Annotated in this window: 15 protein-coding genes; 5 read left to right on the forward strand and 10 right to left on the reverse strand. The window is 61.7% G+C overall.

Annotation, left to right across the window (positions count from 1 at the left end; all coding sequences use genetic code 11):
• Window positions 1–335: 335 nt before the first annotated feature.
• From ccoP to ccoN, 4 genes are read right to left on the reverse strand one after another with little or no spacing between them, the layout of a single operon-like run.
• Complete coding sequence (gene ccoP, locus BM300_RS16650) at window positions 336–1,289, reverse strand: cytochrome-c oxidase, cbb3-type subunit III (protein ID WP_092463352.1); 954 nt, start codon at window positions 1,287–1,289, stop codon at window positions 336–338.
• Entirely contained in the window at window positions 1,286–1,489 is a 204-nt protein-coding gene (locus tag BM300_RS16655) for a cbb3-type cytochrome oxidase subunit 3 (protein WP_092148426.1), read from the reverse strand. Before BM300_RS16655 ends, ccoP begins: the two co-directional genes overlap by 4 nt.
• A gap of 3 nt (window positions 1,490–1,492) precedes the next feature.
• Window positions 1,493–2,101, reverse strand: a complete 609-nt coding sequence (gene ccoO / locus BM300_RS16660) for a cytochrome-c oxidase, cbb3-type subunit II (RefSeq protein ID WP_063322200.1) — start codon at window positions 2,099–2,101, stop codon at window positions 1,493–1,495.
• 10 nt (window positions 2,102–2,111) lie between these two features.
• Window positions 2,112–3,536 carry a cytochrome-c oxidase, cbb3-type subunit I gene (ccoN, locus tag BM300_RS16665; protein WP_060738426.1) on the reverse strand — a complete coding sequence of 475 codons (1,425 nt, stop codon included), beginning with the start codon at window positions 3,534–3,536 and terminating at the stop codon, window positions 2,112–2,114.
• A 96-nt stretch (window positions 3,537–3,632) separates the two neighbouring features.
• Between ccoN and BM300_RS16670 the strand changes: the two genes are divergently transcribed.
• Window positions 3,633–4,319: an alpha/beta family hydrolase gene (locus BM300_RS16670; protein WP_092463354.1), complete on the forward strand. Its 687-nt coding sequence runs from the start codon at window positions 3,633–3,635 to the stop codon at window positions 4,317–4,319.
• 98 nt (window positions 4,320–4,417) lie between these two features.
• Here BM300_RS16670 and BM300_RS16675 read toward each other — a convergent pair whose 3' ends face one another.
• The 4 genes from BM300_RS16675 to acnA form a co-directional block, all read right to left on the reverse strand.
• Complete coding sequence (locus BM300_RS16675; RefSeq protein ID WP_092481403.1) at window positions 4,418–4,882, reverse strand: hypothetical protein; 465 nt, start codon at window positions 4,880–4,882, stop codon at window positions 4,418–4,420.
• 206 nt (window positions 4,883–5,088) lie between these two features.
• Window positions 5,089–6,654, reverse strand: a complete 1,566-nt coding sequence (locus tag BM300_RS16680) for a methyl-accepting chemotaxis protein (RefSeq protein WP_063322198.1) — start codon at window positions 6,652–6,654, stop codon at window positions 5,089–5,091.
• Window positions 6,655–6,740: 86 nt separating this feature from the next.
• The gene (locus BM300_RS16685) at window positions 6,741–7,529 is read right to left on the reverse strand and encodes a CPBP family intramembrane glutamic endopeptidase (RefSeq protein WP_092463356.1); all 789 of its coding nucleotides are present in this window, start codon (window positions 7,527–7,529) and stop codon (window positions 6,741–6,743) included.
• A 360-nt stretch (window positions 7,530–7,889) separates the two neighbouring features.
• Window positions 7,890–10,631, reverse strand: coding sequence for an aconitate hydratase AcnA (gene acnA, locus BM300_RS16690; RefSeq protein WP_092463358.1), 2,742 nt, complete (start codon window positions 10,629–10,631; stop codon window positions 7,890–7,892).
• Window positions 10,632–10,803: 172 nt separating this feature from the next.
• Here acnA and rlmM point away from each other — a divergent pair, with 172 nt between their 5' ends.
• Window positions 10,804–11,877, forward strand: coding sequence for a 23S rRNA (cytidine(2498)-2'-O)-methyltransferase RlmM (rlmM, locus tag BM300_RS16695; RefSeq protein ID WP_092463360.1), 1,074 nt, complete (start codon window positions 10,804–10,806; stop codon window positions 11,875–11,877).
• Window positions 11,878–12,064: 187 nt separating this feature from the next.
• Window positions 12,065–12,316 (forward strand): sulfurtransferase TusA, encoded by a 252-nt coding sequence (gene tusA / locus BM300_RS16700; protein ID WP_063322194.1) that lies wholly within the window; start codon window positions 12,065–12,067, stop codon window positions 12,314–12,316.
• Here tusA and BM300_RS16705 read toward each other — a convergent pair.
• On the reverse strand, window positions 12,313–13,713 hold the full coding sequence (locus tag BM300_RS16705) for an MATE family efflux transporter (RefSeq protein WP_092148407.1): 1,401 nt from the start codon (window positions 13,711–13,713) through the stop codon (window positions 12,313–12,315). The genes tusA and BM300_RS16705 overlap by 4 nt on opposite strands.
• A 317-nt stretch (window positions 13,714–14,030) precedes the next feature.
• Here BM300_RS16705 and pdxB point away from each other — a divergent pair, with 317 nt between their 5' ends.
• Window positions 14,031–15,173 carry a 4-phosphoerythronate dehydrogenase PdxB gene (gene pdxB / locus BM300_RS16715; protein WP_092148401.1) on the forward strand — a complete coding sequence of 381 codons (1,143 nt, stop codon included), beginning with the start codon at window positions 14,031–14,033 and terminating at the stop codon, window positions 15,171–15,173.
• Window positions 15,174–15,354: 181 nt separating this feature from the next.
• On the opposite strand, the gene BM300_RS16720 is transcribed toward pdxB, so the two are convergent.
• Window positions 15,355–15,534, reverse strand: coding sequence for a PA1571 family protein (locus tag BM300_RS16720; protein ID WP_003199629.1), 180 nt, complete (start codon window positions 15,532–15,534; stop codon window positions 15,355–15,357).
• A gap of 249 nt (window positions 15,535–15,783) precedes the next feature.
• Between BM300_RS16720 and BM300_RS16725 the strand changes: the two genes are divergently transcribed.
• Window positions 15,784–17,565: an ABC transporter transmembrane domain-containing protein gene (locus BM300_RS16725; RefSeq protein ID WP_170862065.1), complete on the forward strand. Its 1,782-nt coding sequence runs from the start codon at window positions 15,784–15,786 to the stop codon at window positions 17,563–17,565.
• Window positions 17,566–17,952 lie beyond the last annotated feature (387 nt).

Genomic DNA, 17,952 nt, shown 5'->3' on the forward strand with positions numbered 1-17,952 from the left:
AAAATTGGCCCTCGGCAAAATGTCGCAACGAAGGAAAGAGGCGAGGGGGTCGGGTCGGTTGTAACGGGGTGTGTTCAAACACAGCGTTCGGGTGATGCCAGGCAACTGTCGCAACAGCCGGTATTCACCTGCCTTTGCGGCCTTTTTGATGAACGATTGTCGAACGCATCGGGTCGGGTCGACCTGAAACCGGCAGTCGCCAGCGCACGCAAAGGCAAGCTTAGACCCGATTCCGGGGAACCGAAAGAAAGACTATGGGAGGGTGCGACAATGCGTCGCGCAGGGACACGGAGCAGCCGCATCCAGACGGATACGGCTGTTCACGCGGTCAAGATTTATTCGCTTTTGTGTTCGGCTTGCAGGCGCTCGGCACCGGCGGTGTGGGACAGGCTGTAGACGTAGGCGGCCAGCAGTTGCACCTTGTCATTGCCCAACAACTCACTCTGCGCTGGCATGTGGCCCTGGCGACCATGGCGAATGGTCTGTTGTAACTGGGCCAGGCTGGTGCCATAGATGAAACCGGCCGGTTGCGTCAGGTTCGGCGCGCCCATGGCTTCGGTCCCTTGGCCGTTGGCGCCGTGGCAGGCGACGCAGGTGGTGTTGAAAGCCTGCTGTCCGGCCTGCAGATCGGCACCGCTGTCTGCCGGCAACGGCAGGCCGGCCAGGTCGTGGCGTACATACGCGGCCACGTTCTTGACCCCGGCGTCCCCCAGTACTTCGCCCCAGGCGGGCATCGCCGCCATGCGACCGCCCATGATGGTGGCCTTGATGGTGTCGGCAGCACCGCCCCAACGCCAGTTGCTGTCGGCCAGGTTCGGGAAGCCAAAGGCACCCTTGGCGTCCGAGCCGTGGCAGACCGAGCAGTTGGAGGCGAACAGGCGGCCACCCATCTTCAAGGCCTGTGGGTCCTTGGCCACTTCCTCCACGGGCATGGCGGCGAATTTGGCGAAGATCGGTCCGAACTTGGCATCGGCCTTGGCCATCTCCTTTTCCCATTCATGGGCGCCGGTCCAGCCGTTCTCGTAGCCTGGCAGGATGCCTTTCCAGTTGCCCAGGCCCGGATAGAGGACCAGGTAGCCGACGGAAAACACCAGGGTGCCGGCAAATAACAGGAACCACCATTGCGGCAGCGGGTTGTCGTACTCCTCGATGCCGTCGAAGCTGTGGCCCATGGTCTGGTCGACGCTGCCCTTGGTCTCGCCCTTGCGAGTGCCGATCAGCAACCACGTCAGGCCGATGAGGCTGCCGATGGTCAGTACGCAGATCCACGTACTCCAGAAGGTGGTCATGGCCGGGTACTCCTTGTTGCAGGGTCTTGGGGGGGGACGATGTCGGCAGCTGGCTCGTCGGCGAACGGCAGCAGGCGCGCTTCGGCGAACTCTGGACGACGTTTGCTGCTGAATACCCACAGGGTCAGGCCGATGAAGGCGATGAACACCACGACCGTGCCCAGGCCGCGGATCATTCCAGTACTCATTTCAAGAACCATGGCTCACCTCTTGCTCTTGATGGCAGTGCCGAGCACTTGCAGGTAGGCCACCAGCGCGTCCATTTCGGTCTTGCCCTTGAGCGAGGCCACGCTGGCGGTGATGTCGTCATCGGTGTACGGCACGCCCAGGGTGCGCATGGCGCGCAGCTTGCCTTCGGTGTGGCTGCTGTCTACCGCTTGGGTCACCAGCCACGGGTAGGCCGGCATTTTCGACTCGGGCACGACGTTGCGCGGGTTGTACAAGTGGGCGCGGTGCCAATCATCGGAGTAGCGCGCGCCAACCCGGGCCAGGTCCGGCCCAGTGCGCTTGGAGCCCCACAGGAATGGGTGGTCCCAGACGCTTTCGCCGGCGACGGAGTAGTGGCCGTAGCGCTCGGTCTCGGCGCGGAACGGACGGATCATCTGCGAGTGGCAACCGACGCAGCCTTCACGAATGTAGATGTCACGGCCTTCCAGTTGCAGGGCGGTGTAGGGCTTCATGCCGTCCACCGGTTTATTGGTCACGTCCTGGAAGAACAGCGGCACGATCTGGGTCAGGCCGCCAATGCTCACGGCCAGGACCATCAGCAGCATCAGCAGGCCGACGTTTTTTTCGATTGTTTCGTGTTTCATGGTGGACTCCTCAGGCCATCTGCGCGGCAGCGGCGGCTTCGGCAGGCTGGTAGGCCCGCACGGTGCGCCAGGTGTTGTAGGCCATCAGCAGCATGCCGAGGAGGAAGATCGACCCGCCCGCCAGCCGCACGACGAAGCCTGGGTGACTGGCCACCAGGGTTTCGACGAAGGAGTAGGTGAGCGTGCCGTCCTCGTTCACCGCACGCCACATCAGGCCCTGGGCGATGCCGTTGACCCACATCGAGGCGATGTAGAGCACGGTGCCGATGGTCGCGAGCCAGAAGTGCGCGTTGATCAGGCCGATGCTGTGCATCTGTGGCCGGCCGAAGACTTTCGGGATCATGTGGTACAGGGCGCCGATGGAAATCATTGCCACCCAGCCGAGTGCGCCGGCATGGACGTGACCGATGGTCCAGTCTGTGTAGTGGGAGAGGGCGTTGACGGTCTTGATCGCCATCATCGGACCTTCGAAGGTCGACATGCCGTAGAACGCCAGGGACACCACCAGGAACCGCAGGATCGGGTCGCTGCGCAGCTTATGCCAGGCACCCGAGAGGGTCATCATGCCGTTGATCATGCCGCCCCAGCTTGGCGCCAGCAGAATCAGCGACATCACCATGCCCAGGGATTGTGCCCAGTCCGGCAGCGCGGTGTAGTGCAGGTGGTGAGGGCCGGCCCAGATGTACAGGGTGATCAGGGCCCAGAAGTGCACGATGGACAAGCGATAGGAATACACTGGGCGCTCGGCCTGCTTCGGCACGAAGTAGTACATCATCCCCAGGAAGCCTGCGGTGAGGAAGAAGCCCACGGCGTTGTGGCCGTACCACCATTGCACCATCGCGTCCGTGGCCCCGGCGTAGACCGAGTAGGACTTGGTGAGGCTCACCGGCAGTTCCAGGTTGTTGACGATGTGCAGGATCGCCACGGTCAGGATGAACCCGCCGAAGAACCAGTTACCAACGTAGATGTGCTTGGTGTTGCGCTTGGCCACGGTGCCGAAGAACACAATCGCGTAGGCAACCCAGACGATGGTGATCAGAATGTCGATCGGCCATTCCAGCTCGGCGTATTCCTTGGAACTGGTGTAGCCCAGTGGCAGGCTGATGGCCGCCAGCAGGATCACCAGTTGCCAGCCCCAGAAGCAGAACGCGGCGATTTTCGGCGCAAACAGCTGAGTCTGGCAGGTGCGCTGCACCGAATAGAACGAACTGGCGAACAACGCACAGCCACCGAAGGCGAAGATCACCGCGTTGGTGTGCAGCGGGCGCAGGCGGCCGAAGCTGGTCCAGGGCAAATCGAAGTTGAGCTGTGGCCAGACCAATTGGGCGGCGAGAAAAACCCCGAGCCCCATGCCGACGATGCCCCACACCACCGTCATAATGGCGAATTGGCGGACCACCTTGTAGTTGTAGGCGGTACTGATAGAAGTGTTCATGGTTCCCCATCCACGGTTCAGCCGAAGTGAGCGCCTGCGCAAGGCAGTGCGGCGTTCTTCGCCTGGAGTTATAGGCAGACTAAAAGCGAGATCAGCATGGACAAACAGCACAAGGCCAGTATTGACGGGGATCAATGGGTGCGGTGTGTGGCCGAACACGGTTGGCTATGGACGGCCGCGCGGTCGGGCGCCAGTGCCGAGGCGCCGACCCTGATCCTGGCCCACGGCGCCGGTGCACCGATGGACAGCGGATTCATGGAGGAAATGGCTGCGGGCCTTGCCGCGCATGGGGTCAACGTGCTGCGCTTCGAGTTTCCCTACATGGCCCAACGACGTTTGGATGGGGGCAAGCGCCCACCCAATCCGGCACCGAAGCTGCTGGAATGCTGGCGACAGGTGTACGCCACGGTGCGGCCTTATGTCGCTGGGCGGTTGGCCATTGGCGGCAAGTCCATGGGCGGGCGCATGGCGAGCCTGGTAGCCGATGAGTTGGACGTCGACGCGCTGGTGTGCCTGGGCTATCCCTTCTATGCGGTGGGCAAGCCGCAGAAACCGCGGGTCGAGCACTTGGCGACGTTGAAGACCCCCACCTTGATCGTCCAGGGCGAGCGCGATGCGTTGGGCAATCGGGAGGCGGTGCAGGGGTATGAATTGTCACCGGGCATCGAGGTGATGTGGTTGGTGGCGGGGGATCATGACCTGAAACCGCTGAAGGCTTCGGGGTTTAGTCATGAGCAACATATGGAGGCGGCGGCGCTCAGGGTGACAAAATTCCTTGAGTAACCTTTTGCCTGACTGTCACCGTCCCATCGCGAACTGACCTGCTGCAATTTTTACTTCCTGGAATTGCGCTTGCTCGCGATGGATCATTCAGACCGTAACTAATTTTTCATGTCATCCCGGATTAAGTCGAATGTCCCCGTCGGGTGCATGTCGTACCCATCGGTGTTGAAATGAGCGGTGAAATTGCCCTTCGCGGTTCCACCCACAGGATCGAGCCTGATAGTCAATTCTGCGCTGTCAGCGCGGACCGATTGAAACCAGCCGGGCTGACCAGGAATCGAATGCGTGTGACGGAAGGAGAAGCCGCCTTCTAATGTGTAACTCGCGTCCATCACTTCCTCGCTGACATAATCAACCCCAATTTGGAAATAGAAATAATCACCAGTACTTGGGTAGTCGGCAGTGCCGGTAAGGAACCAGGTGTGCTCTCTTGGGGGCGGAGAGAGACGCAGTAAGAAAGACGTAGATCTTGCATGAACGAGCGTAGGGCCGAGGTACCAAGAAAAGGATCCGTTGAGCCGCTGGTGCTCGTCTTTGGGAAAGTAGAAGTCATGAACTTTCATGTGAAAGAACCTCATTGCTAATCGTTTTTATGAAATGTTCTCCCTTGTTGCATTTGCACTTTAACGATGTGGCGATTGCGGTCTACTGTCAGAGTTGACAGGTCACGACAAAACCTCATCGCGAGCAGGCACGCGTGAGCGGCCTTCCAGGCGGCAAAAAACCCGGAAGCCTACGCTGTCCGGGTTTTTTGTGAGGCAGGCATCTGTCAGCGGTTAAACCGCTCCACCAACGAATACTGCGTATTGGCCGTGCGGGTCAGCTCTTCGCTCAGCAGCGCCGAGCTGTGGGCCTGGCCGGAGGTCTGGTCGGCCAGTTCCGAGATATTGCTGATGTTGCGGCTGATCTCCTCGGCCACTGAGCTTTGCTCCTCGGTGGCGGCGGCGATCTGGGTGGTCATGTCCGTGATGTGGGCCACCGCTTCGCTGATCCCCACCAGAGCCTCGTCCGCTTCCATGACCCGTGCCACGCCTTCTTCGGCCTGGCGATGGCCAGCGTCCATGGTCTGCACGGCGTTGGTGGCGGTCTGCTGGAGTTTGGCGATCAGGGCGTGGATCTGCCCGGTGGATTCGCTGGTGCGTTGTGCCAGTTGCCGCACTTCGTCAGCCACCACGGCAAAGCCACGGCCCATCTCCCCGGCACGGGCCGCTTCGATGGCGGCGTTGAGGGCCAGCAGGTTGGTCTGGTCGGCGATGCCTTTGATCACGTCCACCACGCCGCCGATCTCGTCGCTGTCCTTGGCCAGTTGGGTCACGGTCTGCCCGGTTTCGCCGACCACCACCGACAGGCGCTCGATGGCTTCGCGGGTTTCGCCGGCGATGTCGCGGCCGCGGCTGGTCAGGCGGTTGGCTTCCTGGGTGGCATCGGCGGTGCGCTGCACGTGGCTGGCGACTTCCTGGGTGGTTGCCGCCATCTGGTTGACGGCCGTGGCGACCTGTTCGGTTTCCACCCGCTGGCGCTCCAGGCCGCTGGAACTGTTATGAGCCAGGGTGTTGGATTGGCGAGCCTGGTCGTTAAGGTGTTCGGCGGTGTCCTGCAGGCGGGTCAGGCAGGTTTTCAGGCGTGCTTCCTGGCTGAGGATCGACATCTCCAGGCGTGCCTGGACGCCGCGGCTGTCGGTGTACATCCGGGCGATCAGCGGGTCGGACGTGGTTTGCTCGGCCAGGCGCAGCAGGCGCTTGATTCCGCGTTGCTGCCATTGCAGGCCCATCAGCCCCAAGGGCACCGACAGCACGGCCGCCAGGGCAAAGCCCCAGGACGAATCCAGGAACGCGCCGACGACGAAACTCAACTGGCTGACCAGGATAAACGGTAGCCAGTCCTGCAGCATGGGCACCCATTTGTCGCTGCCCGGAACCGCGGACTTGCCTTGGTTGATGCGTTGATAAAGCGCTTCGGCCCGAGCGATCTGTTCGGCGGAGGGCTTGACCCGCACCGATTCGTAGCCGACCACTTGATTGCCCTCGAACACGGGCGTGACATAGGCATTGACCCAGTAATGGTCGCCGTTCTTGCTGCGGTTCTTGACGATGCCCATCCATGGCAAGCCTTGTTTCAGCGTACCCCACATGTGTGCGAACACTGCGGATGGGACGTCGGGATGGCGCACGAGATTGTGCGGTGAACGAATCAGTTCTTCCTTCGAATACCCGCTGATGTCAACGAACGCGTCGTTGCAGTAGGTGATCACGCCCTTGGCATCGGTGGTCGAAATCAATCGTTGCTGGGCCGGGAAGGTCCTTTCGCGTTGTGTGACGGGTTGGTTGTTACGCATGTGTGTTGATCCGCAAGGCTTTGAAAGGCTATGAAAGGTTGTCGGCGGTGTCAGGTTTTAATTGAAGTTATTTTTGCCTGTCGCTATCACGCCAGCATCGGGTAGGTAAATAGGGCGAAATGAAGCAGATTGAGGAGAAAATGCGTAGCAATCGCCGCGCCCAGGCCGCCAAAACGATACGCCAGGCCGTAGCCGACCCCCGCCAGGCCCGACAACAGCACCCATTGCCAACCTGCGCCAGCGTGTACCAGGCCGAACAGCAGCGAGGTCAGGAGCAGCGCCAGGTTGTCGCCGTAACCCAGGTGTTTGAAGCGTCGGCTCAAGCCTCCCTGAATGTAGCCACGAAATAGCGCTTCCTCCACAAGCGTCACCAATAAAAGATTATTGAGCACCCACAACCAGGCGTGCTCCGGCCATTTTGGCGCCCAGTGGATCATGCCCAGCAGCATCGCCCCGCCGAGGGCCAGCACCGCGCTCAGCGCCAGCCCCAGGGCCGTGGCGTAGACCGACAGGCGAAGTGACCGCTGGCCGATGATCCAGGGGCAGGCCAGCAGCAGCCAGAATCCGATCAGGGGCTTGTCCTGGTTCAGGTACATGGCAAATGGCGCGGCGTCGTCGGTCAAGCGTTGCGCCGGGATCGCCCGCCCGTTGAAGAAGCCGGGCATCCAATGCAAGGCCAACGCCAGGGCCAGTACCACAAATAGAATGTGACCGAGAAACCGGCCGATTGGCATGGGTTGCTGGCGAACGGCATACCCGGCGAACAGCAATAGCGCGACTGAGATGAGGGCGGTCCAGGCCAACTGGCCGTAGGCCAGGGCCAAGCCATAGCCGATGGCGAGCATGGCCAGGTAGGGCCAGGGTAAAGCGGGCATACAACATCCTTTTAGACGGTAGAGCTTTGGGCGAAAGTGGCCGCCGCGTCTATGACGCTGCCATATCGCGCAAAGAGCACGTTTTGTATCCATGCAGGTTCATGCGTAGGAGGGGCAAGCCGTTGGCTGACTCTGTTCCGTGATTGCCGACGGGATTATAGGCGGGCTCGCGCAAAAACGCCGCTTGTTAAAACGCTAATGACGGTCAGTAAGCCACAGGACCTGTGGAGCGAGCTTGCTCGCGATAGGGGCTTGTCAGTCAACATCGATGTTGGCTGTTCTACCGCTATCGCGAAAGCTTGCTCCCACAGAGGGGCTTGTTTTTCACTGACCCGTGTTCGCTGTAAGAGACGGGTCTTTCTAGCCGGCAATCAATTGCCGCAACACATAGTGAAGGATTCCGCCGGCCTTGAAATATTCCACTTCATTCAAGGTATCGATCCGGCACAACACTTCGATTCGCTCCCGGCTGCCGTCCTCGCGGGTAATGACCAAGGGCAGGTTCATGCGCGGCGTCAGTTCGACGTCATTGAGCCCGAGGATGTCCAGGGTTTCCTTGCCCGTGAGGTTCAGGCTCTTGCGGTTCTGGTCGAGCTTGAACTGCAACGGCAGCACGCCCATGCCCACGAGGTTGGAGCGATGGATACGCTCGAAGCTTTCGGCGATCACCGCCTTGACCCCTAGCAGGTTCGTGCCCTTGGCTGCCCAGTCCCGGCTCGATCCGGTGCCATATTCCTGGCCGGCGATCACCACCAGCGGCGTGCCCATTGCCTGGTACAGCATGGCGGCGTCGTAGATCGGCATTCGTTCGCCACTGGGAATGTAGATCGTGTTGCCGCCTTCTTCGCCGTCGAGCATTTCGTTGCGAATGCGGATATTGGCGAAGGTGCCGCGCATCATCACCTGGTGGTTGCCACGCCTGGAACCGTAGGAGTTGAAGTCTCGCGGTTCCACGCCTTGTTCGCGCAGGTAGCGACCGGCCGGGCTGTCCGCCTTGATGTTGCCGGCCGGGGAGATGTGGTCGGTGGTGACCGAGTCTCCCAGCAGCGCCAGGATCCGGGCGCCTTCGATGTTCTTGACGGCCGGTGGCGGCCCGTCGATGGCGTCGAAGAACGGCGGATGCTGGATGTAGGTCGAGTCGTCCTGCCAGACGTAAGTCGCCGCCTGCGGCACTTCGATGGCTTGCCATTGCTCGTCACCGGCAAATACGGCGGCGTATTCCTTGTGGAACATGCTGGTGTTGACCTGGGCGACGGCGGTGGCCACTTCCTGGCTGCTGGGCCAGACATCCCGCAGGTACACCGGCTTGCCGTCCCGGTCGTTGCCCAGCGGCTCGCTGCTGATGTCGATGCGCACGGTGCCGGCCAGGGCATAGGCGACCACCAGCGGTGGCGAAGCCAGCCAGTTGGTCTTCACCAGTGGGTGCACCCGGCCTTCGAAGTTGCGGTTGCCCGACAATACCGAAGCCACCGTCAGGTCGGCTTTCTGGATGGCTTTTTCGATGGGCTCCGGCAACGGTCCGGAGTTGCCGATGCAAGTGGTGCAACCATAGCCCACCAAGTCGAAACCGAGTTTATCCAGGTATTCGGTCAGCCCGGCCGCCTTGTAGTAGTCGGTGACCACCTTGGAACCCGGGGCCAGGGAGCTCTTGACCCAAGGCTTGCGGGTCAGGCCTTTCTCCACGGCTTTTTTCGCCAGCAGCCCGGCGGCCATCATCACGCTGGGGTTGGAGGTGTTGGTGCACGAAGTAATGGCGGCAATCACCACCGCGCCGTTTTTCAGGCGATGGGTGTGGCCTTCGAATTCGTATTCGGCTTCGCCCACCTGGTCGGCATTGCCCACCGCGACGCCACCGCCACCTTCACTTTCCAGGCGACCTTCTTCTTTACTGGTGGGTTTGACCTGCAACCCCAGGAAGTCGCTGAAAGCCTGGCCGACATTTGGCAGCGAAACCCGGTCCTGCGGACGTTTCGGCCCGGCGAGGCTGGCCTCGACGCTGCCCATGTCCAGCTCCAGGGTGTCGGTGAACACCGGTTCCTGGCCGGGCAAGCGCCACAGGCCCTGGGCCTTGCAATAGGCTTCCACCAATTTCACCGTTTCCGCTGGACGTCCCGACAGGCGCAAGTAGTCCAGGGTCACCTCATCCACCGGGAAGAAACCGCAGGTGGCGCCGTATTCCGGCGCCATGTTGGCGATGGTGGCGCGGTCGGCCAGGGGCAGGTCGGCCAGGCCGTCGCCATAGAACTCGACGAACTTGCCCACCACGCCTTTTTTGCGCAGCATCTGCGTGACGGTCAGCACCAGGTCGGTGGCGGTGATGCCTTCGTGCAGCTTGCCGATGAGTTTGAAGCCGATGACCTCGGGAATCAGCATCGACACCGGTTGGCCGAGCATGGCGGCTTCCGCCTCGATCCCGCCGACGCCCCAGCCCAGCACGCCGAGGCCATTGATCATGGTGGTGTGGGAGTCGGTGCCCACCAGGGTGTCCGGGAACGCGTAGGTGCGACCGTCTTCCTCTTTGGTCCACACGGTGCGGCCCAGGTATTCGAGGTTGACCTGATGGCAGATGCCAGTGCCCGGCGGCACCACGCTGAAGTTGTCGAAGGCGCTCTGGCCCCAACGCAGGAAGGCGTAGCGTTCGCCGTTGCGTTGCATTTCGATGTCGACGTTCTGCTCGAACGCCTGGCTGCTGGCGAATTTGTCCACCATTACCGAGTGGTCGATCACCAGGTCCACCGGTGACAGCGGGTTGATCCGCTGGGGATCACCGCCGGCCTTTTCCACGGCGGCACGCATGGCGGCCAGGTCGACCACGGCGGGGACGCCGGTGAAGTCCTGCATCAACACCCGTGCCGGGCGGTATTGGATCTCTCGGTCCGATCGGCGCTCTTTCAGCCAACCGGCCAAGGCCTTGAGGTCGGTGCCGGTGACGGTTTTTTCATCTTCCCAGCGCAGCAGGTTTTCCAGCAGCACTTTCAGCGACATGGGCAGCTTGTCCAGGTCGCCGAGGCTTCGGGCGGCCTCCGGCAGGCTGAAATAGTGGTAGGTCCTGGCGTCGACTTGCAGTGTTTTAAGGGTTTTCAGGCTATCGAGGGACGGCATTGCAATCACTCCTTTAAGTCCGCACGGCTACGGACTGACGGAACGGACAGAGCCTTTAACCTAGCCCTGTTTTGAGCGTATGACTAATCACTGGACTCTATGGGCAGGTTCGCGGTTCCGAACTCCGCTATCATGCGGCGGTTTTCGTGACAGGCTTTGCTACGGAGTTTCAATGAACACGCTTTTCATGCACTGCCGGCCGGGCTTCGAAGGCGAGGTCTGTTCCGAGATCGCCGAACACGCGGCCCGACTCAACGTTGCCGGCTACGCCAAGGCCAAACCGGCCAGTGCCTGCGCTGAATTTGTCTGCACTGAAGACGACGGTGCCGAGCGGCTGATGGGTGGTCTGCGTTTCGCCGAACTGATTTTTCCGCGCCAGTGGGCGCGGGGTACTTTCATCGATTTGCCGGAGACCGACCGCATCAGTGTCATCCTGGCCCACATGGCTGCTTTCCCGACCTGCGGCAGCCTGTGGCTGGAAGTGGTGGATACCAACGACGGCAAGGAACTGTCGAACTTCTGCAAGAAATTCGAAGGCCCCTTGCGCAAGGCGCTGATTGGCGCCGGCAAGCTGGTGGACGATCCGCGCAAGCCGCGCCTGCTGCTGACATTCAAGAGTGGCCGCGAAGTGTTCCTGGGCCTGGCCGAATCCGATAACTCGGCCATGTGGCCCATGGGCATTCCCCGCCTGAAGTTTCCCCGGGAAGCGCCGAGCCGTTCCACCCTCAAGCTTGAAGAGGCTTGGCACCATTTCATTCCCCGGGACCAGTGGGACGAGCGCCTGCACAGTGACATGACCGGCGTGGACCTCGGCGCGGCACCGGGTGGCTGGACCTGGCAACTGGTCAACCGTGGGATGCTGGTGACGGCCATCGACAACGGACCGATGGCTGAAAGCCTGATGGACACCGGCCTGGTGCAGCATTTGATGGCAGACGGCTTCACGTTCAAACCCAAGCAGCCGGTGGACTGGATGGTCTGTGACATCGTCGAGAAGCCAGCGCGTAACGCGGCGATGCTGGAAGAATGGATCGGCGAGGGTCATTGCCGCGAGGCGGTGGTCAACCTCAAGCTGCCGATGAAGCAACGGTACGCCGAGGTCAAGCGCCTGCTCGAACGCATCGCCGACGGTTTCAAGACGCGGGGCATCAAGGTCGAGATCGGTTGCAAGCAGCTGTACCACGACCGTGAGGAAGTGACCTGCCATTTGCGGCGGTTGGATACGAAGAAACCGAAGTCCCGTTGATGCTGTCTTGAACAGCTTTTGTGGCGAGGGAGCTTGCTCCCGCGGGGTTGCGAAGCAACCCCGATCCAAAGAGCGACGACTGCTGCGCAGCCGAGCGGGAGCAAGCTCCCTCGCCACAGGGATGGATGCAGGTCTGTTAAGGGCGCCGACATTGCGCGACAATGCCGGCCAGTTTCAGGAGTAGAACATGAGTGAAATGAACGACACGCCGGTCGACGGCACGCTGGATGCCACGGGCCTCAATTGCCCGGAACCGGTGATGATGCTGCACCAGCACATCCGCGACCTGGCCCCCGGTGGCCTGCTGAAAGTCATCGCCACCGACCCGTCGACCCGTCGCGACATCCCCAAGTTTTGCGTGTTCCTGGACCACGAACTGGTGGCCCAGCATGAAGAGGCGGGTACCTACCTCTACTGGATCCGCAAGAAGCTTGCTTAAGCCGTCGAGCGGCTGATGCGGATCTGCTTGCGCGCGCTGCGGGCCAGACGGATCGACAGCATCAGCGCCGCGCAGCTCAAGCCCACGATCAAGCCTTGCCACAAGCCACTCGGGCCGCTGGCCACACCGAGCCAGTCGGTCAGGCCCAGGGCGTAACCCACTGGCAGGCCGATACCCCAATAGGCGAACAGCGTCAGGATCATCGTCACCCGGGTGTCCTGATAGCCGCGCAACGCGCCCGCCGCCGTGACCTGGATCGCATCGGAAAACTGAAACAGCGCCGCGTAGACGATCAGCATCGACGCCACCTCGATCACCACCGGGTCGGCGGTATAGATCGCGGCGATGGGGCCGCGCAATGCGAACATCAGGCTCGCCGACAGGCAGGCGTAGGCCAGCGCCGTGCCCATGCCCACCCCCGCGGCGAAGCGCGCTTCACGGGGCTGAGCGCGCCCCAGGGCCTGGCCGACCCGCACCGTCACGGCCATGCCCAGGGAGTAGGGGATCATGAACACCAGGGAACTGAAGTTCAGTGCGATCTGGTGCCCGGCCACCACCGTGGCGCCGAGGCTGCCGATCAGCAGGGCAATCACTGCGAAAATACTCGACTCGGCAAACACCGCGATGCCAATCGGCAGGCCGATGCCCAGCAGGCGCTTGATGACCGCCCATTGCGGCCAGTCGAAACGGCTGAACAACCGGCTCGACTGATAGGCCGGTGCCCAGCGGGCCCAACCGGCCATGCCCAGGGCCATGACCCACATCACGATGGCCGTGGCCCAGCCGCAACCGACCCCGCCCATGGCGGGCACGCCCAAGTGCCCGTAGATGAAGATGTAATTGAGCGGAATGTTCAGCGCCAACCCGCACAGCCCCAGCACCATCGCCGGCCGCGTGCGTCCCAGGCCGTCGCTGAAGCAGCGCAGTACGTGGTACAGCGCCACGGCTGGCAGGCCCGTGCCGATGCCGCGCAGGTATTCCATGCATGGGCCAATCAATTCGGGGTCGACATTCATGATGTGCAGGATCGGTTCGGCGCTGAACAGCGCCAGTGAGGCGATCAACCCCACCACCAATGCCAGCCACAGCGCCTGGCGCACCAGCGGGCCGATCTCGGCGAACGTGCCGGCACCGAAGCGTTGGGCAACTTTCGGCGTGGTCGCCAGCAATGTGCCGGTCATCAACAGGAACACCGGCACCCAGATCGAGTTACCCAATGCCACCGCGGCCAGGTCCCGTGGGCCGACGCGACCGGCCATCACCGCATCGACGAACCCCATGGCGGTGGTTGCCAGTTGCGCCACCATGATCGGCAAGGCCAGGGCCAGCAAGGTCCTGAGTTCCAGGCGAACGCGGGCCGGGCGGGAGAGGGTGGTGGTATCGATTACAGGGTTCACAGGCGAAGCGTCCGAAAAGATTAAGCGCAAGGCGGCGAATTCTACGCCTTGACACAGTGGTCAGGAAAAAACCTGTGTTGTGGATTTGTAATTGCTCGCTCCCTTGTATCCAGCCTGTACTCTTTGGACCGGGAACAGGGTGACCCGTGGCGAGGGAGCTTGCTCCCGCTCGGCTGCGCAGCAGTCGTCGCTCTTTGGATTGGGGTTGCTGCGCAACCCAGCGGGAGCAAGCTCCCTCGCCACAACATCATTCACTGAAGGAATGCACGGAGTTACTGGAACGCCTACACTGCCTACCCCGCCAAAGGAGCTTTGCCATGCTGATCGTCGCCGACGAAAACATCCCCCTGCTTGATGCATTTTTCCAAGGATTCGGCGAAATCCGCCGGGTACCGGGCCGGGGGATCGACCGGACGATGGTCGAGCAAGCCGACGTGCTGCTGGTACGTTCGGTCAGCCAGATCAATCGGGCTCTGCTGGAAGGCAGCAAGGTGCGCTTCGTCGGCACCTGCACCATCGGCACCGATCACTTGGACCTGGATTATTTCGCCGAGGCCGGTATTCGCTGGGCCAGCGCGCCGGGCTGCAATGCCCGTGGCGTGGTGGACTATGTGCTGGGCAGCCTGATGACCCTGGCAGAAATCGAAGGTGCGCAACTTGAGCAACGAACCTTCGGTGTGGTCGGCGCAGGCCAAGTGGGCGGGCGGTTGATCGAGGTGCTCAAGGGGTTGGGCTGGACCGTGAAGGTCTGCGATCCGCCGCGTCAGGCTGCCGAGGGGGGCGACTATATGAGCCTGGAGCAGATCATCGAACAGTGCGATGTGATCAGCCTGCACACACCGTTGACCCGCGACGGTGAGCAACCAACCTGGCACCTGTTCGACGAGGCGCGTCTGAACCAGCTCAAGCCCGGGACCTGGCTGATCAACGCGGCCCGCGGCCCGGTGATCGACAACGCCGCGCTGCGCGAAGTGTTGCTGGAACGTGAGGACCTGCAAGCGGTGTTGGATGTCTGGGAGCAGGAACCCACCGTGGATGTGGACCTGGCCGATTTGTGCGTGATCGCGACCCCGCACATTGCCGGTTACAGCCTCGATGGCCGCCAGCGCGGCACGGCGCAGATCTACCAGGCCTTGTGCGCTTTCCTGGAGCGGCCGGTTGAAGTCAGCCTCGGCGACCTGTTGCCTCGACCTTGGCTGGGTGGCATCACCCTGGATGCCGCAACCGACCCGGCCTGGGCCTTGGCGGTGTTATGCCGGAGCGTGTATGACCCCCGTGGCGACGACGCGAACTTTCGCCGCAGCTTGGTTGGAACGGTCAGCGAGCAACGCAGTGCATTCGATGCCCTGCGCAAGCACTACCCGCCGCGGCGGGAAATCGACAGCCTGAAGGTGCGTATCGAAGGGCAGTCGGCGGCCTTGCAACAGATCGTGACGGCGCTGGGTGCCACCGCCCTTTAAGGGGAAATGCTCTTGTGGCGAGGGAGCTTGCTCCCGCTGGGTTGCGAAGCAACCCCAATCCAAAGAGTGACGACTGCTGCGCAGCCGAGCGGGAGCAAGCTCCCTCGCCACAGGTTCCTGCAAAATCAACAGGCATAAAAAACCCGACATCAAGGTCGGGTCCAATTGAAGACGGGCTGTATCACTTTTGTTCGGCAGGCTTGACCAGTCGTTTTTCCAGCTCGCTGCAGGCTTTTTGGATCATGTCTTCGGTGATCGGTACTTCGCGCCCTTGGGCATCGATGAACGAGCAGCCCAGAGACTGGTCCGGTTGCGTGCGGATTACTTGAATCTTGTCGTCGCTGCTGTGTTGCAAGGACATGGCCTGTCTCCTCATCAGGTTGTGTGCCTACTTTAATGTCGCCAGGTGACCGAGCCATGACACTCCTTGTAGGTTCATGGCGACACCTCCACTCAATCAGAAACACAGTTGCGTTTCCAGCCAGACTTTAGACCGATAACATCTAGCCTCTAGTCGTTGTGGTCATATTTAACCTGACTCATTCTGATTCAACTTGGCTCCGCTACGCTTTGGCGTCGCTGGCCGGCCTTTTTCCTGCTGCATTATCGGATGCCCTTGATGCTTTCTTCCCGACATCGCCGTGCCATACGCCTGGCCAGCGGCTTCATCGCCCCTTACCGTAAACAGGTCGCCGGCGCTTTGCTGGCCTTGATTGTCACTGCCGGTATTACCTTGTCCATGGGCCAAGGCATCCGCTTGCTGGTGGACCAGGGCTTCATGACCCGCTCACCGCACCTGCTCAATCAATCCATCGGCCTGTTCATGGTGCTGGTGGTGGGGCTGGCGATCGGTACGTTTGCACGTTTTTACCTGGTGTCCTGGATCGGCGAGCGGGTGGTGGCCGATATCCGGCGGCAGGTCTTCAACCATCTGGTGTACTTGCACCCCGGTTTCTATGAAAACAACCGTAGTTCGGAAATCCAGTCGCGGCTGACCGCCGATACGACCTTGCTGCAATCGGTGATCGGTTCGTCGCTGTCGTTGTTTTTGCGCAACGCCTTGATGGTGGTGGGCGGCATCGTGCTGCTGTTCATCACCAATCCCAAGTTGACCAGTATCGTGGTGATCGCCCTGCCGCTGGTATTGGCGCCGATCCTGGTCTTTGGTCGTCGGGTGCGCAGTTTGTCGCGCCAGAGCCAGGACCGCATTGCCGACGTCGGCAGCTACGTCTCCGAAACCCTTGGCCAGATCAAGACCGTGCAGGCTTACAACCACCAGGTCCAGGACGAACAACGATTCTCCGTGACGGTGGAGCAGGCTTTCGACACCGCCCGCAAGCGCATCGCCCAACGGGCCTGGCTGATTACCCTGGTGATCGTGCTGGTGCTGGGCGCGGTGGGGGTGATGCTCTGGGTCGGCGGCATGGATGTGATCGCCGGGCGGATTTCCGGCGGTGAGCTGGCGGCATTTGTGTTCTATAGCCTGATTGTCGGCAGTGCCTTCGGCACGCTGAGCGAGGTGATCGGCGAGCTGCAACGGGCGGCGGGTGCTGCCGAGCGCATTGCCGAGTTACTGCGTTCGCAGAACATCATCCAGCCACCGGCTTCAGGCCTTGTCACGTTGCCGGAGCGCGTTCGGGGCGATCTGCGCCTCGAAGGCGTGCGTTTTTCCTACCCCTCCCGGCCGGACAGTTATGCGGTCGACGGTCTCGACCTGACCATCAAGGCCGGCGAGACCCTGGCCCTGGTCGGGCCTTCCGGTGCGGGCAAGTCAACGGTGTATGACCTGCTGCTGCGCTTCTACGATCCGGTGCAAGGGCAGATACTGATCGACGACGTGCCGTTGACTCGACTCGATCCGCTGGACCTGCGCCGCCACTTCGCCCTGGTCTCACAGAACCCGGCGCTGTTTTTCGGCACGGTCGAAGAGAATATTCGCTACGGCAACCCTGGGGCAACGTCCGAGCAGGTGCGTGAGGCCGCGCAGATTGCCCACGCCCACGACTTCATCGAAAAAATGCCCGGCGGCTACCAGACCCACCTGGGCGACGGTGGCCTGGGGCTGTCCGGCGGCCAGCGCCAACGCCTGGCCATCGCCCGGGCATTGCTGGTGGACGCGCCGATCCTGCTGCTGGACGAAGCCACCAGTGCCCTCGATGCGCAAAGCGAACACCTGATCCAGCAAGCCCTGCCCAACCTGATGAAAAACCGCACGACCCTGGTCATCGCCCACCGCTTGGCCACGGTGAAAAACGCTGACCGGATCGCGGTGATGGATCAGGGCAAGGTGGTTGCCGTGGGCACTCACCAGGAGCTGGTCGCCAGCAATGCGCTGTACGCGCGGCTGGCAGCGTTGCAGTTCAATGTGGGGCTGGAGTCGACAGCTGACTGAGAACTGCTCCCGCAAGGTCGAGACAACCGATCAAAAAAAGCCCGTATCTTTCGATACGGGCTTTTTTTTGGTGCGCCAGGCATGGCGCGTTGCGCGCAAGCGCAACCAGCTTGGCTGTGGTGGTCACGCTGGTGACTTGGAGGTGAAAGTCCTCTACACACCCGGCAAGGGGAAGTGTTAGCCAGAGGCAAGGGTGTCGCGGGTGACTGCGAATCTGAAGGAAGCCCGAGGCAAAATGCTGGCCTGACGAACAGGAAGCGGATTAGGCGGTGCAGCGGGGTAAGGTAGCCAAAATTGCCAAAGCCCAATACTTGCACGGAACGCTGTGACGTAGATCCGACAGGCATAAGCAGGAAGGTCGCGCGAATTACCCTGGGAGATCTGCCC

It is taken from the genome of Pseudomonas sp. NFACC46-3 (genome assembly GCF_900114515.1).
Classification (GTDB): domain Bacteria; phylum Pseudomonadota; class Gammaproteobacteria; order Pseudomonadales; family Pseudomonadaceae; genus Aquipseudomonas; species Aquipseudomonas fluorescens_Q.

What these genes read in the sequence shown, in the direction of transcription:
- ccoP (WP_092463352.1), bottom strand. Translation starts at nt 1,289, where the DNA reads ATGACCACCTTCTGGAGTACGTGGATCTGCGTACTGACCATCGGCAGC.
- BM300_RS16655 (WP_092148426.1), bottom strand. Translation starts at nt 1,489, where the DNA reads ATGGTTCTTGAAATGAGTACTGGAATGATCCGCGGCCTGGGCACGGTC.
- ccoO (WP_063322200.1), bottom strand. Translation starts at nt 2,101, where the DNA reads ATGAAACACGAAACAATCGAAAAAAACGTCGGCCTGCTGATGCTGCTG.
- ccoN (WP_060738426.1), bottom strand. Translation starts at nt 3,536, where the DNA reads ATGAACACTTCTATCAGTACCGCCTACAACTACAAGGTGGTCCGCCAA.
- BM300_RS16670 (WP_092463354.1), top strand. Translation starts at nt 3,633, where the DNA reads ATGGACAAACAGCACAAGGCCAGTATTGACGGGGATCAATGGGTGCGG.
- BM300_RS16675 (WP_092481403.1), bottom strand. Translation starts at nt 4,882, where the DNA reads ATGAAAGTTCATGACTTCTACTTTCCCAAAGACGAGCACCAGCGGCTC.
- BM300_RS16680 (WP_063322198.1), bottom strand. Translation starts at nt 6,654, where the DNA reads ATGCGTAACAACCAACCCGTCACACAACGCGAAAGGACCTTCCCGGCC.
- BM300_RS16685 (WP_092463356.1), bottom strand. Translation starts at nt 7,529, where the DNA reads ATGCCCGCTTTACCCTGGCCCTACCTGGCCATGCTCGCCATCGGCTAT.
- acnA (WP_092463358.1), bottom strand. Translation starts at nt 10,631, where the DNA reads ATGCCGTCCCTCGATAGCCTGAAAACCCTTAAAACACTGCAAGTCGAC.
- rlmM (WP_092463360.1), top strand. Translation starts at nt 10,804, where the DNA reads ATGAACACGCTTTTCATGCACTGCCGGCCGGGCTTCGAAGGCGAGGTC.
- tusA (WP_063322194.1), top strand. Translation starts at nt 12,065, where the DNA reads ATGAGTGAAATGAACGACACGCCGGTCGACGGCACGCTGGATGCCACG.
- pdxB (WP_092148401.1), top strand. Translation starts at nt 14,031, where the DNA reads ATGCTGATCGTCGCCGACGAAAACATCCCCCTGCTTGATGCATTTTTC.
- BM300_RS16720 (WP_003199629.1), bottom strand. Translation starts at nt 15,534, where the DNA reads ATGTCCTTGCAACACAGCAGCGACGACAAGATTCAAGTAATCCGCACG.
- BM300_RS16725 (WP_170862065.1), top strand. Translation starts at nt 15,784, where the DNA reads ATGCCCTTGATGCTTTCTTCCCGACATCGCCGTGCCATACGCCTGGCC.